Raw genomic sequence first — 19,272 nt, 5'->3', positions numbered from 1 at the left:
GACAATACGGATGATAATCTTTATCATTAGCGTTTGTAAAGCATTTTATTGAGAATTTTTCTCACTTTGTTTTTTGGACTATTTGGGGATAGAAAGTTTTTTAAGTTACAATAGCAAAATCGTTTCTCTAAAAGACATTATTTATGCGCCCTATTTTATTTATTGGTACTTTGCTACTCACCTTTACAAGTGCAACTTGTATCGCGGATGTAGCACCCAAAACACAAGCGCCATCTATAACGCTTGAGCCAATTCCAATTAATCAAAATGGCTTTGTTTATTGTGTTGATGGCAGTGTAAATACCTTTAATCCACAATTATCAAGTAGTGGATTAATTATTGATCCTCTAGCTGCACAGCTCTATGACCGTCTTTTAGATGTTGACCCTTACACTTATCGATTGATCCCTGAAATCGCAGCTCGATGGGAAACATTAGATAACGGCGCGACCTACCGCTTTTATTTACGTAAAAATGTCTCTTTTCAACAAACATCTTGGTTTACACCAACACGAAAACTTACCGCTGATGATGTTATTTTTAGTTTTGAAAGGATGATTAATCCACAAAATTCTTTCAATCAAGTTAATGGCGGTAAATATCCCTATTTTGACAGCTTAAGTTTTGCCAATAATATCAAATCAATAAAAAGACTAGGCCAATACACTGTAGAATTTAGCTTAAAAGAGCCTGACGCTTCTTTTCTATGGCATTTAGCAACACATTACGCCCCTATTCTTTCTGCTGAATACGCACAGAATTTAGAAAAATCAGGCGATCAATCGCTGCTTGATTGGAAACCAGTAGGAACAGGTCCTTTCTTTCTAGATGAATATCAACCGGGACAATTTGTTCGTTTATTTAGAAATAAAGATTACTGGAAAGGCCAACCAAAGATGCAACAGATTGTTATTGATATGGGTGCAGGTGGTACAGGCCGTATATCTAAATTACTCACAGGTGAATGTGATGTTCTAGCCTATCCAGCTGCAAGCCAATTAAAAGTCTTACGTGACGATCCGCGACTAAGATTAACGTTGCGTTCTGGTATGAACATCGCTTATTTAGCCTTTAACACCAGTAAACCACCCCTCAATAATCTTAAAGTTCGTCAAGCTATTGCTTATGCCATTAATAATGAACGTTTAATGGAATCTATTTATTATGGTACGGCTGAAACGGCAGCATCAGTACTTCCTCGTGCATCTTGGGCTTATGATAACCGAGCAAAAATTACAGAGTATAATCCTGAGAAATCGAAACAAATCCTTAAAGAGCTAGGCCTTGATGGACTGAAATTAAATCTTTGGGTACCTAGCGCTTCGCAATCTTATAACCCAAGCCCATTAAAAATGGCTGAACTTATTCAAGCAGACTTAGCGCAAGTTGGTATTCAAATGAATATTCGGCCTATTGAAGGTCGATATCAAGAAACGAGCATGATGGATCGCACCCATGATATGACCCTATCTGGTTGGTCAACTGACAGTAACGATCCCGATAGTTTTTTCCGTCCTCTCTTTAGCTGTGCAGCCATTGGCTCACAAACTAACTTGAGTCATTGGTGTTTACCTAGCTTTGATGATATTTTAAAAAAAGCGCTTTATAGTCAGCAACTTGCTTCAAGGATGGATTATTATCATGAAGCTCAGGATGTTCTTGCTCAAGAGTTACCGGTGTTACCTTTAGCTAATTCTTTACGTATGCAAGCATATCGTTATGATATTAAAGGATTGGTATTAAGTACTTTTGGTAATGCATCTTTTGCTGGAGTTTATCGAGAGGCAGAAGTAGACGAACAAAATCACAAGAAAGAGGCTATAAAATAATCCATGATTATTTATTCAATACGTCGATTACTTTTATTACTTGTGACACTGTTCTTTTTGTCGCTAGTGAGCTTTAGCTTGAGCTATTACACGCCCAATGCCCCGTTAAGTGGTGCATCACTCACAGATGCCTACTTTTTTTATGCCCATAATATGATCCACTTTGATTTTGGTATTTCCTCTATCAATGGTGAACCTATAAAAGCACAATTAGTGGAAGCACTTCCAGCGACCATGGAGCTTTGTACATTAGCCTTTCTTTTTGCCCTTATTGTAGGTATTCCTGCTGGTATTATTGCAGGGGTTTGGCGTAATAAATCCGCTGATATTATTATCAGTAACTTCGCGCTCTTAGGTTTTTCTGTCCCTGTATTTGGACTTGCATTGCTGTTAACTCTTTTCTTCTCATTAAAGTTAGGTTGGCTACCTGTTTCAGGTCGCATTGATTTGCTTTATAACTTACAACCTATTACAGGTATTGCATTAGTGGATGCATGGTTATCTGATTCACCTTATCGCCAACAAATGATCATGAACGTATTGCAGCATCTGATTTTACCCGTTATCACGCTGGCTATTGCACCAACCACTGAAGTTATCCGATTAATGCGTAACAGTACTGAAGAAATTATGTCAGAAAATTACGTGAAGGCAGCTGCAACTCGGGGCCTATCACGTTTTACAATTATTCGTCGTCATATTCTTCATAATGCATTACCCCCTATCATCCCTAAATTAGGCTTACAGTTCTCTACCATGCTTACACTCACTATGGTGACAGAAATTGTATTTAACTGGCCAGGGCTTGGTCGTTGGTTAGTCACAGCAATCCGCCAACAAGATTATTCTGCAATTTCAGCTGGCGTAATGTTGGTGGGTTCAATGGTCATTATTGTCAACGTCTTATCCGATATTGTGGGTGCAATGAGCAACCCAATGAAACACAAGGTGGGATATGCCTTTAGATAGCCAATTTTATAAAGAGAAAAAAACACCCACACCCGCAGCGGTGATTTGGCAATGTTTTTCTAAAGATGTTATCTCAATGGTAGGGTTTTATGGCGTTCTTTTTCTCTTAGCACTCAGTATTATAGGCCCTTATATTGCGCCTTATGCGCTTGATCAACAGTTCTTTGGCCATCAACTAACGCCACCGTCTTGGTATCAAAACGGCAATGTCTCCTATTTTTTTGGTACAGATGATCTAGGACGCGATGTATTTAGCCGAATTTTAATTGGTACAAGCATGACCTTTGGTGGCGCATTTATTGTCACTTTTGCAGCGACCCTAATGGGGTTAATTATTGGCTGTTTTGCAGGTATGTCCCATGGCTTAAAATCCGCCATTCTTAATCATATATTAGACACTTTGTTATCAATTCCATCCCTGCTGCTTGCTATTATTGTTGTGGCTTTTGTAGGAACAAGTCTTGGTCATGCCATGATAGCGATTTGGTTGGCGCTGTTACCTCGTTTAGTCAGAATGATTTACTCTGCTGTTAATGATGAATTAAACAAAGAGTATGTGATTGCTTCTCGACTTGATGGTGCATCAAACATTTCCATTTTATGGTACACCGTATTACCGAATATCACGCCTGTATTAGTTTCTGAATTAACACGTGCATTCTCAATTGCTATTCTTGATATTACAGCATTAGGTTTTCTTAATTTAGGTGCTCAACTTCCTTCACCCGAATGGGGAGCGATGTTAGGCGATTCCTTAGAGTTAATTTATGTTGCTCCTTGGACAGTCTTAATTCCGGGCGCCACTATTATGATAAGCGTTTTACTGGTGAACCTTTTAGGTGATGGTTTACAGCGTGCAATAAATGAGGGAGTTGAATAATGCCTTTATTAGACATACGCAATTTAACCATTGAATTTATGACTCCCGATGGCCCAGTAAAAGCGGTAGATCGTGTTTCTATTACCTTAAATGAAGGTGAAGTGAGAGGCCTTGTTGGCGAGTCGGGATCAGGTAAAAGCTTAATTGCAAAAGCGATTTGTGGCGTTACGAAAGATAATATCAGTGTGACCGCCGATCGTTTCCGTTTTGATGATATTGACTTACTTAAATTATCACCAAGAGCAAGGCGTCGTGTCATTGGCCATAATATCTCAATGATTTTCCAAGAGCCACAATCTTGTCTTGATCCCGCCACAAAAATTGAGCAACAGCTTATACAAGCAATTCCTGGCTGGACTTTTAAAGGACATTGGTGGCAACGATTTCATTGGCGAAAACGCCGCGCAATTGAACTATTGCACCGTGTGGGTATTAAAGATCATAAAGACATTATGCGTAGTTATCCTTATGAATTAACTGAGGGTGAATGCCAAAAAGTGATGATTGCTATTGCTATTGCAAATCAACCTCGATTACTGATTGCGGATGAGCCTACTAACGCAATGGAACCCGCAACACAGACCCAAATCTTTCGTTTACTGACTCGACTCAATCAAAATAATAATATGACCATTTTGTTGATTAGCCATGATTTGCAATGGATGAGCAAATTGGCGAATAAAATTACGGTTATGTATTGTGGGCAAACTGTCGAAACAGCATCCCCTGACGAGTTGCTAGTAACACCTTATCATCCTTATACTCAAGCGTTGATCCGCTCTATTCCTGACTTCACCAACTCATTGACACATAAGAGCCGCTTAAATACATTACCTGGTGCAATCCCCTCACTTGAGCACTTACCAGTGGGTTGCCGTTTAGGGCCTCGTTGCCCTTATGCACAGCGGCAATGTATTGAAGCACCTCGGTTACGTTTATTTAAAAACCATGCCGTGGCTTGTCATTTTCCATTAAATGTGGAGCCAACTGATGTTCGATAAACTGCTTGAGGTGAAAAACCTGTCAAAGACATTTCGCTATCGTACTGGATTATTTCGGCGTCAACAGTTAGAAGCCGTCAAACCTGTGAGTTTTACGCTAGAACCCAAGCAAACTTTAGCCATTATTGGCGCTAATGGTTCAGGAAAATCTACACTCGCGAGAATGCTATCAGGTGTAACTGAACCTACGGGTGGTGATATTTTTATTAATGGGCATCAACTCACTTTTGGTGATTACCCTTATCGTAGTCAGCGAATTAGAATGATATTTCAAGATCCCACTAACTCATTAAACCCACGACAGCGTATTGGTCAAACATTAGAAATCCCTTTACGCCTGAATACAGACTTAAGTGCAATTGAGCGTGAGAAACGAATTTATCAAACATTACGTCAAGTGGGTCTTTTACCTGAACATGCAAACTATTATCCTCATATGTTTGCATCAGGCCAGCGCCAACGAATTGCGCTTGCACGAGCATTAATATTACAACCTCAAGTTATTATTGCCGATGAAGCTATAGCTTCGCTGGATATGTCTTTGCGCTCACAAATTATAAATTTGATGTTAGAACTGCAAGAGACTCATAATATTGCCTATATTTATGTGACACAAAACTTAGGCATGACAAAACATATTAGCGATAAAATTATTGTGATGGATAATGGTGAAGTCGTTGAACGTGGCAATACAGCGGAAGTTCTTGCATCGCCATTACATGAAGTTACACGAAGATTAGTCGCAAGTCACTTTGGTGAAGCCTTAACAGCAGAAGCTTGGCGTCAAGATTTAACTTAAGTGTAAACAATATAAGCATAATGTTAATTGCACATTATTTCGCCCTTTTCCCTTAACTCCTCGGAGGTGCTAGGGAAATTAAACAAATTTACAAATGTCGTGGTAGAATCAGCCACGTTTATTAACAATAAGCGTGATAACCTAACAGATAAAACTGTGAATGATGTTATTATCGCGATTTACGAAAAAACAAGGATACAGCTATGGGCTTTATGACCGGCAAACGCATTCTTATTACTGGTGTTGCTAGTAAATTATCAATTGCTTATGGTATTGCCAAAGCTATGCGTGACCAAGGTGCAGAACTTGCATTTACTTACCAAAATGAAAAACTTAAACCACGCGTTGAAGAATTTGCAGCATCATTAGACTCAAATATCGTATTAGAGTGTGATGTGTCAAAAGACGAAAGCATCGATACTATGTATGCAGAACTTGCAAAAGTTTGGCCAAAATATGATGGTTTTGTTCACTCTATCGGTTTTGCTCCTGCTGACCAATTAGATGGCGACTACGTTAATGCAGTAACTCGTGAAGGCTTTAAAATTGCTCACGACATCAGTGCATATAGCTTCGTTGCTATGGCGAAAGCAAGCCGTGAAATGCTCAATCCAAACTCAGCGCTGTTAACTCTGACTTATTTAGGCGCTGAACGTGCAATCCCTAACTATAACGTTATGGGTCTGGCGAAAGCTTCTTTAGAAGCTAACGTTCGTTATATGGCAAATGCTATGGGTCCTGAAGGTATTCGTGTTAACGGTATCTCTGCTGGCCCAATCCGTACATTAGCGGCATCTGGTATCAAAGATTTCCGTAAAATGTTAAACCATTGCGAGTCAGTCACTCCTCTGCGTCGCACTGTAACAACCGAAGATGTAGGTAATACAGCAGCATTCCTATGCTCTGACTTATCTGGTGGTATTACAGGTGAAATCGTTCACGTAGATGGTGGTTTCAGCATCGCTGCTATGAATGAATTAGAACTGAAATAATTCTGTTCTATGAATAATAAAAACCAGCCTCATTGTGAAGGCTGGTTTTTATTAAGTTGTTTCTACTGTTTTTACTCTTAACGCCATTAACTATCGAAATTTTATCCAATATAGTTCTTATCCTTTTCATTTTTAATAATGCTACGTTTTAGATAAATTTCACTTTTGTTTTTTTAGTTTATTCCTATAATCTTTTCTTCATATTAGCGATAAAATAATCACATATTAATAAAAGGATTTAATGTATGAAGAAATTTAAATTTCTGTTTTATATTTTTGCTCTTATTGGTGCGATTATTTTTATTGTAGCTTTATTTGTAATTAAATCTGAATTAAATGTAGTAAGGAATGGAATAGAAACAACAGGTATTGTTATTGACCAAAGTGTGAGTAAATCTTCTGATGGTGACTATTTTTATCACCCTATTATTCAATTCAATACTGAAGATAATCGAGAAATAACGTTTCGTTCACCAGAAGGTAGCAGTCAATCCCGCTTTTATCTTGGTGAAAAAATTAATGTTATTTATCTTCCAAATGATCCACAAAGAGCGACTATTAACAACTTTTTAGGCTTATATGGTGCTGGGACTATATTAAGTATTTTCGGGTTGTTATTTGCATCAACAGGGCTTATCCCTTTGTATTTTATCAGAAGAAGAGCTACAAGGGATCAACGATTAAAACGCGATGGAATGCCTATTAATGTAAAAATTTCTGAAATTATTATTAATAGTAATATCAGTTTTAATCACCGCTCTCCCTATCAAATTATTGCTGATTATCATGATACATTAAACAATCGATTAATTCGTTATAAGAGTGGTTATATCTTCTTTGATCCCACACCCTATATTAATAGAGAGCTTATTACAGTTTATGTTGATAAAAAGAATCCCAAAATTTATTACCTTGATATTTCATTCTTACCTTCGTTTGAAGAGTTATAATAAAATACTCCTTATATATTATAAATATAAGGAGTATTTATTTCGTATATTTTCATCAATTAACAGCCTTGTTCACAGATTTACAAAAGCCTTTTTTATTCGCATCATTTGAGTTTGCTAATTTCTTAGAACCTTTTATCATCTTATATTAGTGAAGATATTCTGATATCTGTAAGTTAATTCACCACCTTATTGATAGGGAGCTATTCAACATGAAATTGTACTACACACCCGGTAGTTGCTCGCTTTCCCCTCATATCGTTTTACGTGAAACAGGTTTAGATTTTTCAATAGAGCGCATCGATTTACGTGCTAAGAAAACAGAATCGGGGAAAGATTTTCTAACCATCAATCCAAAAGGCCAAGTCCCTGTTCTTCAATTAGATAATGGTGATATTTTGACTGAAGGTGTTGCAATTGTTCAATACCTTGCAGACTTAAAACCGGATAGAAATTTAATTGCACCACCAAAATCACTAGAACGTTATCATCAAATTGAGTGGTTAAACTTTCTCGCAAGTGAAGTGCATAAAGGCTATGGCCCGTTATTTTCACCAGATACACCTGAAAGCTATGTACCTATCGTTAAAACTAAATTAAAAAGTAAATTCGCTTATATTAATGATGTATTGAGCAAACAAAAATGCGCATGTGGTGAGCATTTTACAGTTATTGATGCCTATTTATTTACATTAAGCCAATGGGCACCGCATGTTGGTTTAGATTTAACTGATTTAACACACCTACAAAACTACCTAAAACGTATTGCACAACGCCCTAATGTGCACAGTGCACTGGTCACTGAAGGATTAATTAAAGAGTAACTTTTGATTTAAATAGCTCAAGTTATATAAAATAATTTGAGCTATTTTTTAAGCTTGTTATAGAACTATTAATCTATTTGTGTCGCACAGAATCTATGCGTTGGATGCACCATTTGATCTTGAGCCGCAACAAGTTGCAGTTCATACTCATTCATCTCTTTTGTTTTTAGCATCACTTCATAAACTGCCGCAGCAACGTGTTCCAATGCGGTTTGTAATTCAACACCTTTGAGTAAATCCACCAGCATTAAACCACTGGTTAAATCACCAACCCCCACAGGTTGACGCTCACCAAAATCGACTAATGGACGACTAACATGCCAGCTATGTTCTGCGGTTACTAACAGCATTTCAAAGCGATCATGACGATATCCAGCACGTGATAAGTGTTTTACTAATACAACTTTAGGGCCTTGTTTACACAATTCACGAGCGGCATTTACGCACTCATCAACATTATGAAGGGCTTTGCCACCACTTAATGTTTCAAGCTCTAATAAGTTAGGTGCAATAATATCACTAATAGGTAATGCTTCTTCACACAGCACACCTGAAACAGCAGGAGGAACAATACACCCTTTTTCAGGATGCCCCATTACAGGATCACAGAAATACCATGCGTTAGGATTCGCTTGTTTCACTTTTTTCACAATATCAACAATACGCAAACCTTGTTCAGCCGATCCTAAATAACCACTTAACACTGCATCACATTGTGAGAGTTTACCGATTGCGGCAATACCATCAACAATATCAGTAATGTGCTCTGCTGACATAACGCACCCAGTCCATTTTTCTGGATATTGCGTGTGATTTGAAAATTGCACTGTATTTAGAGGCCAAACATTCACCCCCATACGACGCATTGGAAACTCAGAGGCGCTGTTACCGGCGTGGCCGAAAACAACATGTGACTGAATAGAGAGTATATTTTTCATGACATAAACCGATTATTGTGAATACACACAACACCCAAGCTTTATCATCATAGGCGAGGTATATACGTTTATTTATTGTTATTAAGAAAAAGGGCAACTCATCGGCTGCCCTTTACTGTCAATTATTTCCAGATAACGAGGCAGTAATGTTTTTTACCGCGACGTAAAATGGAGTAATGACCAAATAAGAAATCTTTTTCTTCAAAGACGTATTCAGGATTGTCCTGTTTTTCGCCATTAATTGAAACTGCGTTAGAGCCAATCATTGTACGAGCCTGGCCACGAGAAGGAACTAATTCTGCGTTAACCAGCGCTTGTTGCAAATCACTGCCTTTTTCTAATTCAATTGTTGGCATACCGTCTTGTGCTAATTGTTCAAGGTCAGCTTGTGTTAAGTCTGCAATTGCACCAGAGAATAAGCTTTCTGTAATACGTTTAGCGGCGATTAACCCCTCTTCACCATGAACTAAACCAGTAACTAGTTCTGCTAATACACGCTGAGCTCGAGGCGCTTGACCGCTATTTTTATCTTCTTCCTCAAGTGCATTAATTTCTTCAATACTCATAAATGTGAAGAATTTCAAGAAGCGATAAACATCAGCATCTGCTGTATTAATCCAGAACTGGTAGAATTTGTATGGGCTGGTTTTCTTAGGATCTAACCAAACCGCACCACCTTCTGTCTTACCAAATTTAGTTCCATCAGATTTAGTAATTAATGGTACGGTCATACCAAATACTTGTTTCTGATTGAAACGACGGGTTAAATCGATACCTGAAGTGATATTACCCCACTGATCAGAGCCACCGATTTGTAATTCAACACCTAAATGCGTATTTAATGACGCAAAGTCATAAGCTTGTAATAGGTTATAGGCGAATTCAGTAAAAGAGATACCCACATCGTCACGGTTTAAACGCTGTTTAACCGCTTCTTTGTTGATCATTTGGTTCACAGAGAAGTGTTTACCGATATCACGCAGGAATGTCAGCACATCCATTTGACCGAACCAGTCATAGTTGTTTGCTAATTCCGCACTGTTTTCACCACTGTTGAAATCTAAGAAAGGTGATACTTGTTTACGAATTTTTTCTACCCATTCGTGAACAGTATCTTGGGTATTCAGTTTGCGCTCGGTGGCTTTAAAACTAGGATCACCAATTAGACCCGTTGCACCACCCACCAACGCCACAGGCTTATGCCCGGCTAGTTGGAATCGTTTTAAACACAGCAAAGGAACCAAATGCCCCAAATGCAGGCTATCAGCGGTAGGATCGAAGCCACAATAGAGAGCGATAGGACCTTGCTCCAAACGCTCTACTAAAGCTGCCTCATCCGTGACCTGAGCAATTAGCCCACGCTCCTGCAATTGTGTGATTAGGTTCTTGCTAGACATCAATGACTCCATCGGTTTATTGTTTTTTGTCTATTTAAAATATAAGTGAAACATAAGTGGTATAGCATAAAGCGCCACTACATTAAGTACCAGTAGAAAAAGACTTTTTGAGGCAAATTTATTAACACACTATTAAGGTGCTAGTCGCTCAATATCCCATCCTTGTGGTGATTTTTGGTAGATAAAGCGATCGTGCAGACGATTTTCTCGCCCTTGCCAAAATTCAACAGAATCAAATGTCACACGATACCCTCCCCAGAAACTCGGTAATGGCACTTCTCCATTTTGGAATTTCTGCTTTAATTCTAAGAACTTACTCTCTAACACACCTCTTGCGGAAATGCGAGAAGACTGTTGAGAAGCCCAGGCCGCTATTTGGCTATCTTTAGGGCGACTATGGAAATATTTAATCACTTCAATAGGGGAAAGTTTTTCTGCTTTTCCTAAAAAACAGACTTGTCTTTCTAAGGGGTACCAAGGAAATAATAAACTGACTCGTTGGTTGTGCTCTAAATGACTCGCCTTGCGACTACCTAAGTTGGTATAAAAGACTAAACCATGTTCATCGAAATGTTTTAATAACACGATACGTTGGTAAGGCTGTCCATTTTCATCAACTGTTGCGACACACATTGCAGTAGGATCACTCAAACGCGCTTCACAAGCCTGCTTTAGCCACTTTTCAAACAAAACTAACGGCTGTTCAGTTAATTCATGACGTCGTAGTCCACCGTTCATATATTCACGGCGTAAATCTGCAACATCAATAAAATCAAGTTCTGTCATTTTTCACTCTCTCTTTTGAGAAACTGCATTCAGCATATCACGCTTAACGAGGATTTGTAGGGTAAATCGCCCCTAAAACAGTTTCTCTTGATGCCCCTGTTACGGAAGGTAAATTCCCTGATTCATTCGCAATAGTGCGAGCGGCTAGCCAAGCAAATGCCAACGCTTCCATGTCATCACCACTTAAACCATATTTATCCGTTGTCGCGACTTCTGTTCCTGGTAATAGTGAAGCTAAGCGATGCATAATCTGCCCATTTCGCGCCCCACCACCACAAACAAGTAAACGTTCGCATCCACCGTTTAGTTGGATTTGTTGCACAATACTTATTGCGGTTAATTCAACTAAAGTTGCTTGTACATCTTCAGGAAAAACATTAGGTACTCTTGCTAAATGGTAATTTAACCATTGTGTATTGAAATATTCTCGCCCTGTGCTTTTAGGTGCTGAACGCGAAAAGTAAGGATCCGAAAGCATATCTTTCAATAAAATTGGGTTTACAGTGCCAGTAGCAGCCCATTTACCATTATCATCATAAGGTGTCTGGTTATGGATCCAATTCCAGCTATCTAATAACATATTTCCAGGACCTGTATCGTAGCCTTTAACTGCAATACCTGGTAATAACAATGAAATATTGGCGATGCCACCAATATTCAAAATAATACGTTTTTCAACAGAATGCCCTAATACAGCAAGATGAAAAGCAGGTACTAAAGGTGCACCTTGCCCACCGTAAGCAATATCTCTGCGACGAAAATCACCAACCGTCGTAATTCCTGTTAATGCAGCAACACGATTGTTGTCACCAATTTGCATAGTAAATGGCATATCACTTTCTGGCTCATGCCAAATGGTTTGTCCATGGCACCCTATCGCCGTAATATCACTCGCACTAAGTTTTACTTTTGCGAGTAACTCTATAATTGCTTGCGCATAAAGCTCGCCCAATTGGGCATCTAATAGGCCGATTTCATGCAAGGTAGTAGGTTGCCCTTGGCAAACAGCTAAAATTCGTTGGCGCAGATTTTGTGGGTAAGGCAGAAAATGATTTTCTTGTTGTGCAACGAACTTATTATTAATTGCAGCTAATACAACATCAACACCATCTAAGCTTGTGCCAGACATCACACCAATGTACCGCCCTGCTATCATGTTCTTTTCCTTATAATCAAGATGATGCAAATTTTTAACATATAATGTTATATTCTCTTTTTTCAGAAATCTCTTCTGTTTTTACTATCGGCCTTTACTATATAGTAAGCTATATATTATTAAAATCAGTGTCGACATACGCAAAAAACAAGCTATAACTGATACTAGATAACATTGGTATAATCTGAGCAACTCAACTCAGGTTTTCTTTAGGAGTGACTATGTTTAAGCATTTACTTATTGGTCTTTTTACAATGACTGTACTTACTGGCTGTGTGAATACAAATTCACTGTCCGGTGACACTTACACCGCAAGCCAAGCAAAACAAGCTCAAAATATTACTTATGGTACAGTGGTTTCTGTGCGTGCAGTAAATATTCAAGCGGGTAGCGATGAGAATATTTTAGGTGCGATTGGTGGTGCCGTTCTCGGTGGTATGTTAGGTAACACTGTGGGTGGTGGTACAGGCCGTAACCTTGCAACAGCCGCTGGTGCAATTGCAGGTGGTATGGCAGGACAACAAGCACAAGGCGCATTAAACACCACTAAGGGTGTTCAAATTGAAGTTCGTTTAGATAGTGGTAGAACTGTCGCTATCGTTCAAAAAGCAGATAATACTGTTTACAGCCAAGGTCAACGTGTTGCCGTTATTGGTAACGGAAATAACTTAACTGTTTCTCCTCGCTAATAATGAGCAATTAGCAACAAAAAACAGGCAACATTAAAGTTGCCTGTTTTATTTTATGACTTAATAATAAGTAACCGAAAGAGAGCGCGAATATATAATCTAGTTATCACAATTCAAACTATATAAAGATTTACGTTATATACTCGTCATATTTCAAGTTTCAGTGTTGTTGACATCGTTTACTCACACCAGTTACATACTTTATATGTCCTAGTGACTCATTCACTTGTTATCTAGCTGAGTACTGAACTCTTTAGAGTATAATTATCATGTAATTAATATGATTTAAATAGAATATATATTAAATTTGAAATTATTAGTCATTTAGCCTATTTATATTTTTTTCTAATTTTTTGATTGTACCTATTAACCTTTCGATTTCTTCTAGTTGGATACCACCTAATATCTCTCGTCTCGTTTTTTCTATTACTGTGTAAACCTCATTAATAAAAGGCTCAGATTCTTTTGTTAATTTTATACGTTTTGCTCTACGATCATTTGCACATGTATGCCGACATATCAGTTTTTTTTCTTCCAGTTGATCTAAGGTTCTCACTAAAGATGGTTGCTCGATTCCTATTGCTTTTGCCAATTGGATTTGTGACTGCTCTGGAGGTAATTGGCTGATATTATACAAAGTCACCCAATGGGTTTGGGTTAGTTTTAACGGTTTGAGACGATGATCAATTAAAGCACGCCATAATCGAACTAAACGCGCTAAATCAGCTCCTAATGTTGATTCCACTTATCTCTCCTTAATTAGCATTTTCAGTCAACTTATTACAAAGTTTAGATATTCATTTTTAATACAATATTTACCTATTCTTTTTAATTAAAATATTACCTTTAATAACTAATATAGTTATAATCCTATTTATTAGATAAGTAATTATTTTCCAGATATAATTAAACCATTTCTTTCTAGCAACGAAAGTCCATAAAGAATAACCTTGTTATAAAAACTAATCTATATTTTTTTACATAATAATTATTATTATTTTAAACTCAACACTAAAAAATAAGAAAAATATCATTATTATCAAATAGTTAAAAATAAAAAACCAGAATGATACTTTAAAGTTATAACTTTATATTAATAAAGAAAAAATAATAAACCACATGACTACAATAAATAAAAACAATGAATTAAAAAAATAGTTAATTATTATTTTAATATTAAAAAATAAGTGGAATATTTAAAATAAATTGAGTTGTTCATTCTCTTTTTCAATTGAGGAACCCACTCTTTTTAATGTTCTTAAATAACGTTGCTGACAAAGTCGTAATATATTTCTTTTCTCATATTGATTCATTTTTGACCAATCAAACCGCTCTTGACGGCTACGATAACACCCCATGCAATATCCTTGTGCATTCATTTCGCAACGTCCAATACAAGGACTAGGAATATCAAAAAATTCTAATTGTTCTTGCATTTGATTTTCCCTCCCTATTGTTTGTTACAATAGAGTATAGTTAATAGAGATATTATCTGCACAACATGATTTATTGAACTGTTAAAGGCGTAGTAAAATTGAACTTTAGGGCTTTAACGCGTTATAGTACTCCGCCATCAGTTTATCTGTAGGGTTTAATCATTAGAAAAACACAAGAGGTTTATATGCGAGTACTTCATACCATGATCCGAGTGGGCGATTTGCAACGTTCTATCGACTTTTATACCAAGGTTTTAGGTATGCAACTTCTACGCACTAGCGAGAATGAGGAATATAAATACTCGTTAGCTTTTGTTGGTTATGGTGATGAAAGCACCGGTGCGGTTATCGAATTAACCTATAACTGGGGTGTAAACAGCTACGAAATGGGAACTGCTTTTGGGCATGTAGCATTAGGTGTTGATGATGTTGCTGCAACCTGCGAAGCCATTCGCCAAGCTGGCGGTAATGTTACCCGTGATGCAGGCCCAGTAAAAGGCGGCTCAACAATTATTGCTTTTGTTGAAGACCCTGATGGATACAAAATCGAGCTCATCGAAAACAAAAGTGCAAGTCACGCTCTAGGTAACTAATTTTTATTAAAACCAGAAAGATAACATGCTTATCTTTCTGGCCTTACTGATTATCAATTTCCGATACTCTATTTTTTGTCGGATAAGTACAACTTAATGCCTGATATAAATAATCCCAATAAGCTTTGTAACCGTTTTCGGGGTTACTACCCTGTTGTCATCGATGTTGAAACAGGTGGATTTAATGCGAAAACAGACGGTTTACTTGAAATCGCCGCTATTACATTAAAAATGGATGAACAAGGTTGGCTAAAACCAGACAACACATTACATTTTCATGTTGAACCCTTTGATGGGGCTAATCTAGAACCTGCAGCCTTAGAATTTACAGGTATTGATCCGACCAATCCTTTACGTGGTGCAGTCAGTGAATATGAAGCCTTTCATGCCATTTTTAAAATGGTACGTAAAGGAATGAAGGATGCTGATTGTAACCGCGCCATTATTGTAGCTCACAATGCAAATTTTGATCACAGCTTTGTTATGGCAGCCGCTGAGCGAGCTGGATTAAAACGTAATCCTTTTCACCCTTTTGCCACCTTTGATACAGCAGCTTTAAGCGGATTGGTATTAGGGCAGACAATTTTAGCGAAAGCCTGCATCACTGCTGGTATTCCCTTTGATAGCAAATTAGCACATGGCGCGTTATACGATACAAATCGCACATCATTACTTTTTTGTGAATTAGTTAACCGCTGGAAAAAGCTTGGTGGATGGCCATTACCTACACCTTAAAATCATGGTGTCTCTGGTACATTTATGAATAACAGAAAAAAGCCAGTTCAATGATGAACTGGCTTTTTTATTGAAGATCTCACTATCTTTATACGTTTCAATACCGAGACGATAAAAATGAATTACTGTGCTTCTTCTTCACCACGATATTTATCAGCAGTCTCTTTTAATAACTTCTGTAATTCACCACGCTGATACATTTCTAAAATAATGTCACATCCACCGACTAATTCACCATCTACCCATAATTGTGGGAAGGTTGGCCAGTGTGCATATTTTGGTAATTCTGCACGAATATCTGGGTTTTGCAGGATATCAACATACGCAAAACGCTCACCACAAGCAGAGATAGCTTGAACTGCCTGAGCAGAAAAACCACAACTTGGTAATTTTGGTGAACCTTTCATGTATAAAATAATTGGGTTTTCGTTGATCTGGCGTTCAATTTTTTCAATAGTCGTCATTTGTAAGTCCTTACAGCCTTTTATATTCGATATGCTTTATAGGGGAAAACATGAAAGAAGAATACCACTTTATATTAGAAACCTCTATATAAGTTTAATTATCGATATAAAACAACAGATTGGTACTAAACCACAGTACTATTGATGAGAAAATACACAATGAAACATAAAAAATAAATCAATACGTTACAGATGTTTATAAGTGTGTTTTATCTTGTTATTTCATCTCTTACTACCGACACAATCACTGAATAAAATGTTAGGAGAAATAAAAAGCCTCAATTAAGAGGCTGAGAGCATTTCAATTAAGAAAATTGCCAATGCTCGAATCGATTGGTTCAATTGAAATGACTTATTACTGTATGGTTCCGTTCTCTAAAAGGATCAAACAGCCCAGTGTATAAGTAATATCGCTTATTTCACCTTTTATTTTTGCAGTTTGTCCTTTCTTAATTTTAAGAACATTATCTTCTTCACTTGGTTTTAAAGTATATGAAGCACTGGCTTTATTATTAAATGAAATAGCAACAACTTTAGGTGGTGTTGGTTTATAGAGGTCATATCTGACTACTTCTTCTAAACTTGCGATAGTGGTCACTCTTCCTTCTAAAATAATCCACTTCCCTCTCCATTTTTTCTTCGCCGCAATCTCATTATCACTAAAATCCTTACATATTCCCGCATAAGTCGCTTCAGTTACTGGAGATTCCATTGATGGAACAATTTGGTTTACAGCACTATTAACTGAACGAATAGCCTCGTTTATTTTACACCCTGATAATAATGTGATCATAGATAATAATAACACCGTCTTCTTCATACAAATTCCTTTATAAAGTCAAAAAAAGATAGATAAAATATAAATTCAATAAGATAAAAATCTATTTTAATCAAATAAAACAACGCCCTTGCCTACATTATGGATAAATGTTTGACTCTTTCTAAATCGCTTAATATTTTGAGCTGACAGTATAGAACATAAAAAATAGTAATATAAGTTCTCGTTGTTTTATTTTAAATAAGAAAAATCCTGCCACCCTAAGCTTCCATAAATAAATAAATAAAAAATAAGATAGTCATATTTCGATTTGTTTTACCTATAAAATTAATTTTATTATTTTTATCTTGTGGTTTTAAAATATAATTTACTATTAAATCCAAGATTAAATATTTAATACATTCCTTTATTTGAATTATATTTAGCTATATATTCTTTTATATTTAAGAAGTAACAAGAGAAGAAATAACAATTTTCATCTCAAAATCAACACATTAATTTTCATAATCTATACATTAAGATAAAACGCTACCTTCTTAAAAGGATATAATGTATATAAATGGGTTTGTTATAAACCCTGATGAGTATTAACTATGGACATGATTTTACTGTTTCTTTTAGTGGGATGTATCACTGGCTTTTTTGCTGGGCTACTTGGCATAGGAGGCGGTGCAATCATTGTTCCGGTGGTTATGTATGTGGTCAGTCAACAAGCTATCCCAACAGATATGGTAATGAAAATTGCCTTATCTACCTCATTCTCTGTCATTATATTTTCTACAGCATCTTCAGCGTATTCCCATAACAAACATAAAGCTATTTTATGGCAGCAATTCCCTCTATTATCTCTCGGCACCCTCATTGGTATGTTCGTGGGAACATTTCTGGTACAAAAAATGTCAAACACGATATTACAAGTCGTGTTCTGTATTTTCATGGTATATACCATCTATGGGTTATTAACTAAAAAGAAAGAAGCAGAACGCATTGAAAATGTGAAAGATCCTACGGTTTCAAAGCCAGCCTTAACCATTGGTGGCTCTTTAATTGGCTTTATATCCAGCTTTATTGGTATTGCAGGTGGCACTATCACCATTCCTCTTTTAAGTCATTGGGGATTTAATACACGTAAATGTGTTGCAACCTCGTCTATGATTGGTGTCATAATTGCTTCTATAGGCACAATCATGGGTATTATCTATGGTTGGAATCAAACAAATATTGATAACTATTACTTCGGCTTTATCTATTTACCTGCCTTTATCGGAATAAGCATTACCAGCGTACTCTTCGCACCCATCGGTGTAAAAGTTGCTTATCGCCTACCAATTCCTAGAGTTCGCCAAATATTTGCATTATTTCTATTCTTAGTCGTCGTGAAAATGATGTATACGCTTATTATGGGATAATCGTGTGCTCTAAAAAATAATAGAATAGATGAGGGAAATAATTATTTTATTTTTCCTCATCTATTCCTATAAATAACAAATAAAACCAATGCAGTCTAAAATACAGCATATATCATAGCTAAAACAATTAGCTACAATATATTTATTTAGCATTAAAAACTGCTCCTTGTTGCCAATCAAGGACTGAAATTCCCATCTTATTTGCTAATTTAATAACAACAGGAAGAGCTTCATCTACTTTAGAGTAAACAAAACCAACGACTGGAATTTTGGTCATAAAATTATTGATTAAGGGCCCATCACACCATACGCTGTCATCTATTTCATCGTCAGGTAATTCACAAATACACGGATATAGATGAGAGATTTCTTGGTAAAAAAGCAACATTAATGGGCTTAACTCCTGAATATCTTCATCGTCATATTTTTCAAAATATTCACACGCTTTTTCAAAATCATTCGGGATGGGAAAATCAAATAGTGCTACGTTATAACTCATTTTAACTCCTACACTCTATTTGTATAAATTCAATATGAAATACGGTTGCTACAATAAATATACAAATTTCATTAAATCACATAAATAGAATAAAATTTATACTCCCCCCATTTTTACATCTCTTCTTACAAATGCGCTTTTGCTACTT

21 protein-coding genes are annotated in these 19,272 nt (G+C 36.7%); 12 read left to right on the top strand and 9 right to left on the bottom strand.

Annotated features, from left to right (window positions below; translation table 11 throughout):
* Positions 1–143: 143 nt before the first annotated feature.
* The 8 genes from sapA to gstA all read left to right on the top strand — a co-directional run bounded on the left by sapA (position 144) and on the right by gstA (position 8,244).
* Entirely contained in the window at positions 144–1,829 is a 1,686-nt protein-coding gene (gene sapA, locus GTH25_RS07855; protein WP_099659681.1) for an ABC transporter substrate-binding protein SapA, read from the top strand.
* Between the two features lie 3 nt (positions 1,830–1,832).
* Entirely contained in the window at positions 1,833–2,798 is a 966-nt protein-coding gene (gene sapB, locus GTH25_RS07850) for a putrescine export ABC transporter permease SapB (RefSeq protein ID WP_075672193.1), read from the top strand.
* On the top strand, positions 2,785–3,678 hold the full coding sequence (gene sapC / locus GTH25_RS07845) for a putrescine export ABC transporter permease SapC (protein WP_075672171.1): 894 nt from the start codon (positions 2,785–2,787) through the stop codon (positions 3,676–3,678). Before sapB ends, sapC begins: the two co-directional genes overlap by 14 nt.
* A complete protein-coding gene (gene sapD, locus GTH25_RS07840) occupies positions 3,678–4,679 on the top strand; it encodes a putrescine export ABC transporter ATP-binding protein SapD (RefSeq protein ID WP_075672173.1) in 1,002 nt (333 codons plus the stop codon). The genes sapC and sapD overlap by 1 nt, the downstream gene beginning before the upstream one ends.
* A complete protein-coding gene (gene sapF / locus GTH25_RS07835; RefSeq protein WP_075672175.1) occupies positions 4,669–5,478 on the top strand; it encodes a putrescine export ABC transporter ATP-binding protein SapF in 810 nt (269 codons plus the stop codon). Before sapD ends, sapF begins: the two co-directional genes overlap by 11 nt.
* Before the next feature lie 203 nt (positions 5,479–5,681).
* Positions 5,682–6,470: an enoyl-ACP reductase FabI gene (gene fabI, locus GTH25_RS07830; protein ID WP_075672177.1), complete on the top strand. Its 789-nt coding sequence runs from the start codon at positions 5,682–5,684 to the stop codon at positions 6,468–6,470.
* Positions 6,471–6,715: 245 nt separating this feature from the next.
* Positions 6,716–7,420 (top strand): DUF3592 domain-containing protein, encoded by a 705-nt coding sequence (locus GTH25_RS07825; RefSeq protein WP_099659679.1) that lies wholly within the window; start codon positions 6,716–6,718, stop codon positions 7,418–7,420.
* A gap of 212 nt (positions 7,421–7,632) precedes the next feature.
* Complete coding sequence (gene gstA / locus GTH25_RS07820; RefSeq protein ID WP_075672181.1) at positions 7,633–8,244, top strand: glutathione transferase GstA; 612 nt, start codon at positions 7,633–7,635, stop codon at positions 8,242–8,244.
* A gap of 68 nt (positions 8,245–8,312) precedes the next feature.
* Here gstA and pdxY read toward each other — a convergent pair whose 3' ends face one another.
* From pdxY to anmK, 4 genes are all read right to left on the bottom strand, one after another.
* The gene (gene pdxY / locus GTH25_RS07815; RefSeq protein ID WP_075672183.1) at positions 8,313–9,182 is read right to left on the bottom strand and encodes a pyridoxal kinase PdxY; all 870 of its coding nucleotides are present in this window, start codon (positions 9,180–9,182) and stop codon (positions 8,313–8,315) included.
* A 122-nt stretch (positions 9,183–9,304) separates the two neighbouring features.
* The gene (gene tyrS, locus GTH25_RS07810; RefSeq protein ID WP_036913193.1) at positions 9,305–10,579 is read right to left on the bottom strand and encodes a tyrosine--tRNA ligase; all 1,275 of its coding nucleotides are present in this window, start codon (positions 10,577–10,579) and stop codon (positions 9,305–9,307) included.
* 132 nt (positions 10,580–10,711) lie between these two features.
* Positions 10,712–11,365 carry a pyridoxamine 5'-phosphate oxidase gene (gene pdxH, locus GTH25_RS07805; RefSeq protein ID WP_069369294.1) on the bottom strand — a complete coding sequence of 218 codons (654 nt, stop codon included), beginning with the start codon at positions 11,363–11,365 and terminating at the stop codon, positions 10,712–10,714.
* A gap of 43 nt (positions 11,366–11,408) precedes the next feature.
* Complete coding sequence (anmK, locus tag GTH25_RS07800) at positions 11,409–12,521, bottom strand: anhydro-N-acetylmuramic acid kinase (protein WP_075672185.1); 1,113 nt, start codon at positions 12,519–12,521, stop codon at positions 11,409–11,411.
* A gap of 221 nt (positions 12,522–12,742) precedes the next feature.
* On the opposite strand from anmK, the gene GTH25_RS07795 reads away from it, so the two are divergent.
* Positions 12,743–13,210, top strand: coding sequence for an outer membrane lipoprotein (locus tag GTH25_RS07795; protein WP_075672187.1), 468 nt, complete (start codon positions 12,743–12,745; stop codon positions 13,208–13,210).
* 316 nt (positions 13,211–13,526) lie between these two features.
* Here the strand turns inward: GTH25_RS07795 and slyA are convergent, their stop codons facing one another.
* Both slyA and GTH25_RS07785 read right to left on the bottom strand, forming a co-directional pair.
* Positions 13,527–13,955 (bottom strand): transcriptional regulator SlyA, encoded by a 429-nt coding sequence (slyA, locus tag GTH25_RS07790; protein ID WP_075674400.1) that lies wholly within the window; start codon positions 13,953–13,955, stop codon positions 13,527–13,529.
* 451 nt (positions 13,956–14,406) lie between these two features.
* A complete protein-coding gene (locus tag GTH25_RS07785; protein ID WP_109418925.1) occupies positions 14,407–14,646 on the bottom strand; it encodes a DUF1289 domain-containing protein in 240 nt (79 codons plus the stop codon).
* 185 nt (positions 14,647–14,831) lie between these two features.
* Here GTH25_RS07785 and gloA point away from each other — a divergent pair, with 185 nt between their 5' ends.
* Positions 14,832–15,239, top strand: coding sequence for a lactoylglutathione lyase (gene gloA, locus GTH25_RS07780; RefSeq protein ID WP_036937247.1), 408 nt, complete (start codon positions 14,832–14,834; stop codon positions 15,237–15,239).
* Positions 15,240–15,335: 96 nt separating this feature from the next.
* Positions 15,336–15,974, top strand: coding sequence for a ribonuclease T (gene rnt, locus GTH25_RS07775; protein WP_099659676.1), 639 nt, complete (start codon positions 15,336–15,338; stop codon positions 15,972–15,974).
* Between the two features lie 122 nt (positions 15,975–16,096).
* Here the strand turns inward: rnt and GTH25_RS07770 are convergent, their stop codons facing one another.
* Together GTH25_RS07770 and GTH25_RS07765 are read right to left on the bottom strand one after the other, a co-directional pair.
* Positions 16,097–16,438 carry a Grx4 family monothiol glutaredoxin gene (locus GTH25_RS07770; protein WP_006537039.1) on the bottom strand — a complete coding sequence of 114 codons (342 nt, stop codon included), beginning with the start codon at positions 16,436–16,438 and terminating at the stop codon, positions 16,097–16,099.
* A gap of 355 nt (positions 16,439–16,793) precedes the next feature.
* Complete coding sequence (locus tag GTH25_RS07765; RefSeq protein ID WP_075673238.1) at positions 16,794–17,258, bottom strand: OB-fold protein; 465 nt, start codon at positions 17,256–17,258, stop codon at positions 16,794–16,796.
* Positions 17,259–17,809: 551 nt separating this feature from the next.
* On the opposite strand from GTH25_RS07765, the gene GTH25_RS07760 reads away from it, so the two are divergent.
* Positions 17,810–18,625, top strand: a complete 816-nt coding sequence (locus GTH25_RS07760; protein ID WP_075673237.1) for a sulfite exporter TauE/SafE family protein — start codon at positions 17,810–17,812, stop codon at positions 18,623–18,625.
* A 142-nt stretch (positions 18,626–18,767) separates the two neighbouring features.
* Here the strand turns inward: GTH25_RS07760 and GTH25_RS07755 are convergent, their stop codons facing one another.
* Complete coding sequence (locus tag GTH25_RS07755) at positions 18,768–19,124, bottom strand: hypothetical protein (protein WP_075673236.1); 357 nt, start codon at positions 19,122–19,124, stop codon at positions 18,768–18,770.
* Positions 19,125–19,272: the final 148 nt, after the last annotated feature.

This window comes from Proteus terrae subsp. cibarius, from assembly GCF_011045835.1.
Taxonomy (GTDB): domain Bacteria; phylum Pseudomonadota; class Gammaproteobacteria; order Enterobacterales; family Enterobacteriaceae; genus Proteus; species Proteus cibarius.
This window is presented reverse-complemented; position numbering and strand designations above follow the sequence as displayed.

Coding starts and splice junctions, on each gene's coding strand:
- sapA (WP_099659681.1), top strand. CDS start 144: ATGCGCCCTATTTTATTTATTGGTACTTTGCTACTCACCTTTACAAGT.
- sapB (WP_075672193.1), top strand. CDS start 1,833: ATGATTATTTATTCAATACGTCGATTACTTTTATTACTTGTGACACTG.
- sapC (WP_075672171.1), top strand. CDS start 2,785: ATGCCTTTAGATAGCCAATTTTATAAAGAGAAAAAAACACCCACACCC.
- sapD (WP_075672173.1), top strand. CDS start 3,678: ATGCCTTTATTAGACATACGCAATTTAACCATTGAATTTATGACTCCC.
- sapF (WP_075672175.1), top strand. CDS start 4,669: ATGTTCGATAAACTGCTTGAGGTGAAAAACCTGTCAAAGACATTTCGC.
- fabI (WP_075672177.1), top strand. CDS start 5,682: ATGGGCTTTATGACCGGCAAACGCATTCTTATTACTGGTGTTGCTAGT.
- GTH25_RS07825 (WP_099659679.1), top strand. CDS start 6,716: ATGAAGAAATTTAAATTTCTGTTTTATATTTTTGCTCTTATTGGTGCG.
- gstA (WP_075672181.1), top strand. CDS start 7,633: ATGAAATTGTACTACACACCCGGTAGTTGCTCGCTTTCCCCTCATATC.
- pdxY (WP_075672183.1), bottom strand. CDS start 9,182: ATGAAAAATATACTCTCTATTCAGTCACATGTTGTTTTCGGCCACGCC.
- tyrS (WP_036913193.1), bottom strand. CDS start 10,579: ATGTCTAGCAAGAACCTAATCACACAATTGCAGGAGCGTGGGCTAATT.
- pdxH (WP_069369294.1), bottom strand. CDS start 11,365: ATGACAGAACTTGATTTTATTGATGTTGCAGATTTACGCCGTGAATAT.
- anmK (WP_075672185.1), bottom strand. CDS start 12,521: ATGATAGCAGGGCGGTACATTGGTGTGATGTCTGGCACAAGCTTAGAT.
- GTH25_RS07795 (WP_075672187.1), top strand. CDS start 12,743: ATGTTTAAGCATTTACTTATTGGTCTTTTTACAATGACTGTACTTACT.
- GTH25_RS07785 (WP_109418925.1), bottom strand. CDS start 14,646: ATGCAAGAACAATTAGAATTTTTTGATATTCCTAGTCCTTGTATTGGA.
- gloA (WP_036937247.1), top strand. CDS start 14,832: ATGCGAGTACTTCATACCATGATCCGAGTGGGCGATTTGCAACGTTCT.
- rnt (WP_099659676.1), top strand. CDS start 15,336: ATGCCTGATATAAATAATCCCAATAAGCTTTGTAACCGTTTTCGGGGT.
- GTH25_RS07770 (WP_006537039.1), bottom strand. CDS start 16,438: ATGACGACTATTGAAAAAATTGAACGCCAGATCAACGAAAACCCAATT.
- GTH25_RS07765 (WP_075673238.1), bottom strand. CDS start 17,258: ATGAAGAAGACGGTGTTATTATTATCTATGATCACATTATTATCAGGG.
- GTH25_RS07760 (WP_075673237.1), top strand. CDS start 17,810: ATGGACATGATTTTACTGTTTCTTTTAGTGGGATGTATCACTGGCTTT.
- GTH25_RS07755 (WP_075673236.1), bottom strand. CDS start 19,124: ATGAGTTATAACGTAGCACTATTTGATTTTCCCATCCCGAATGATTTT.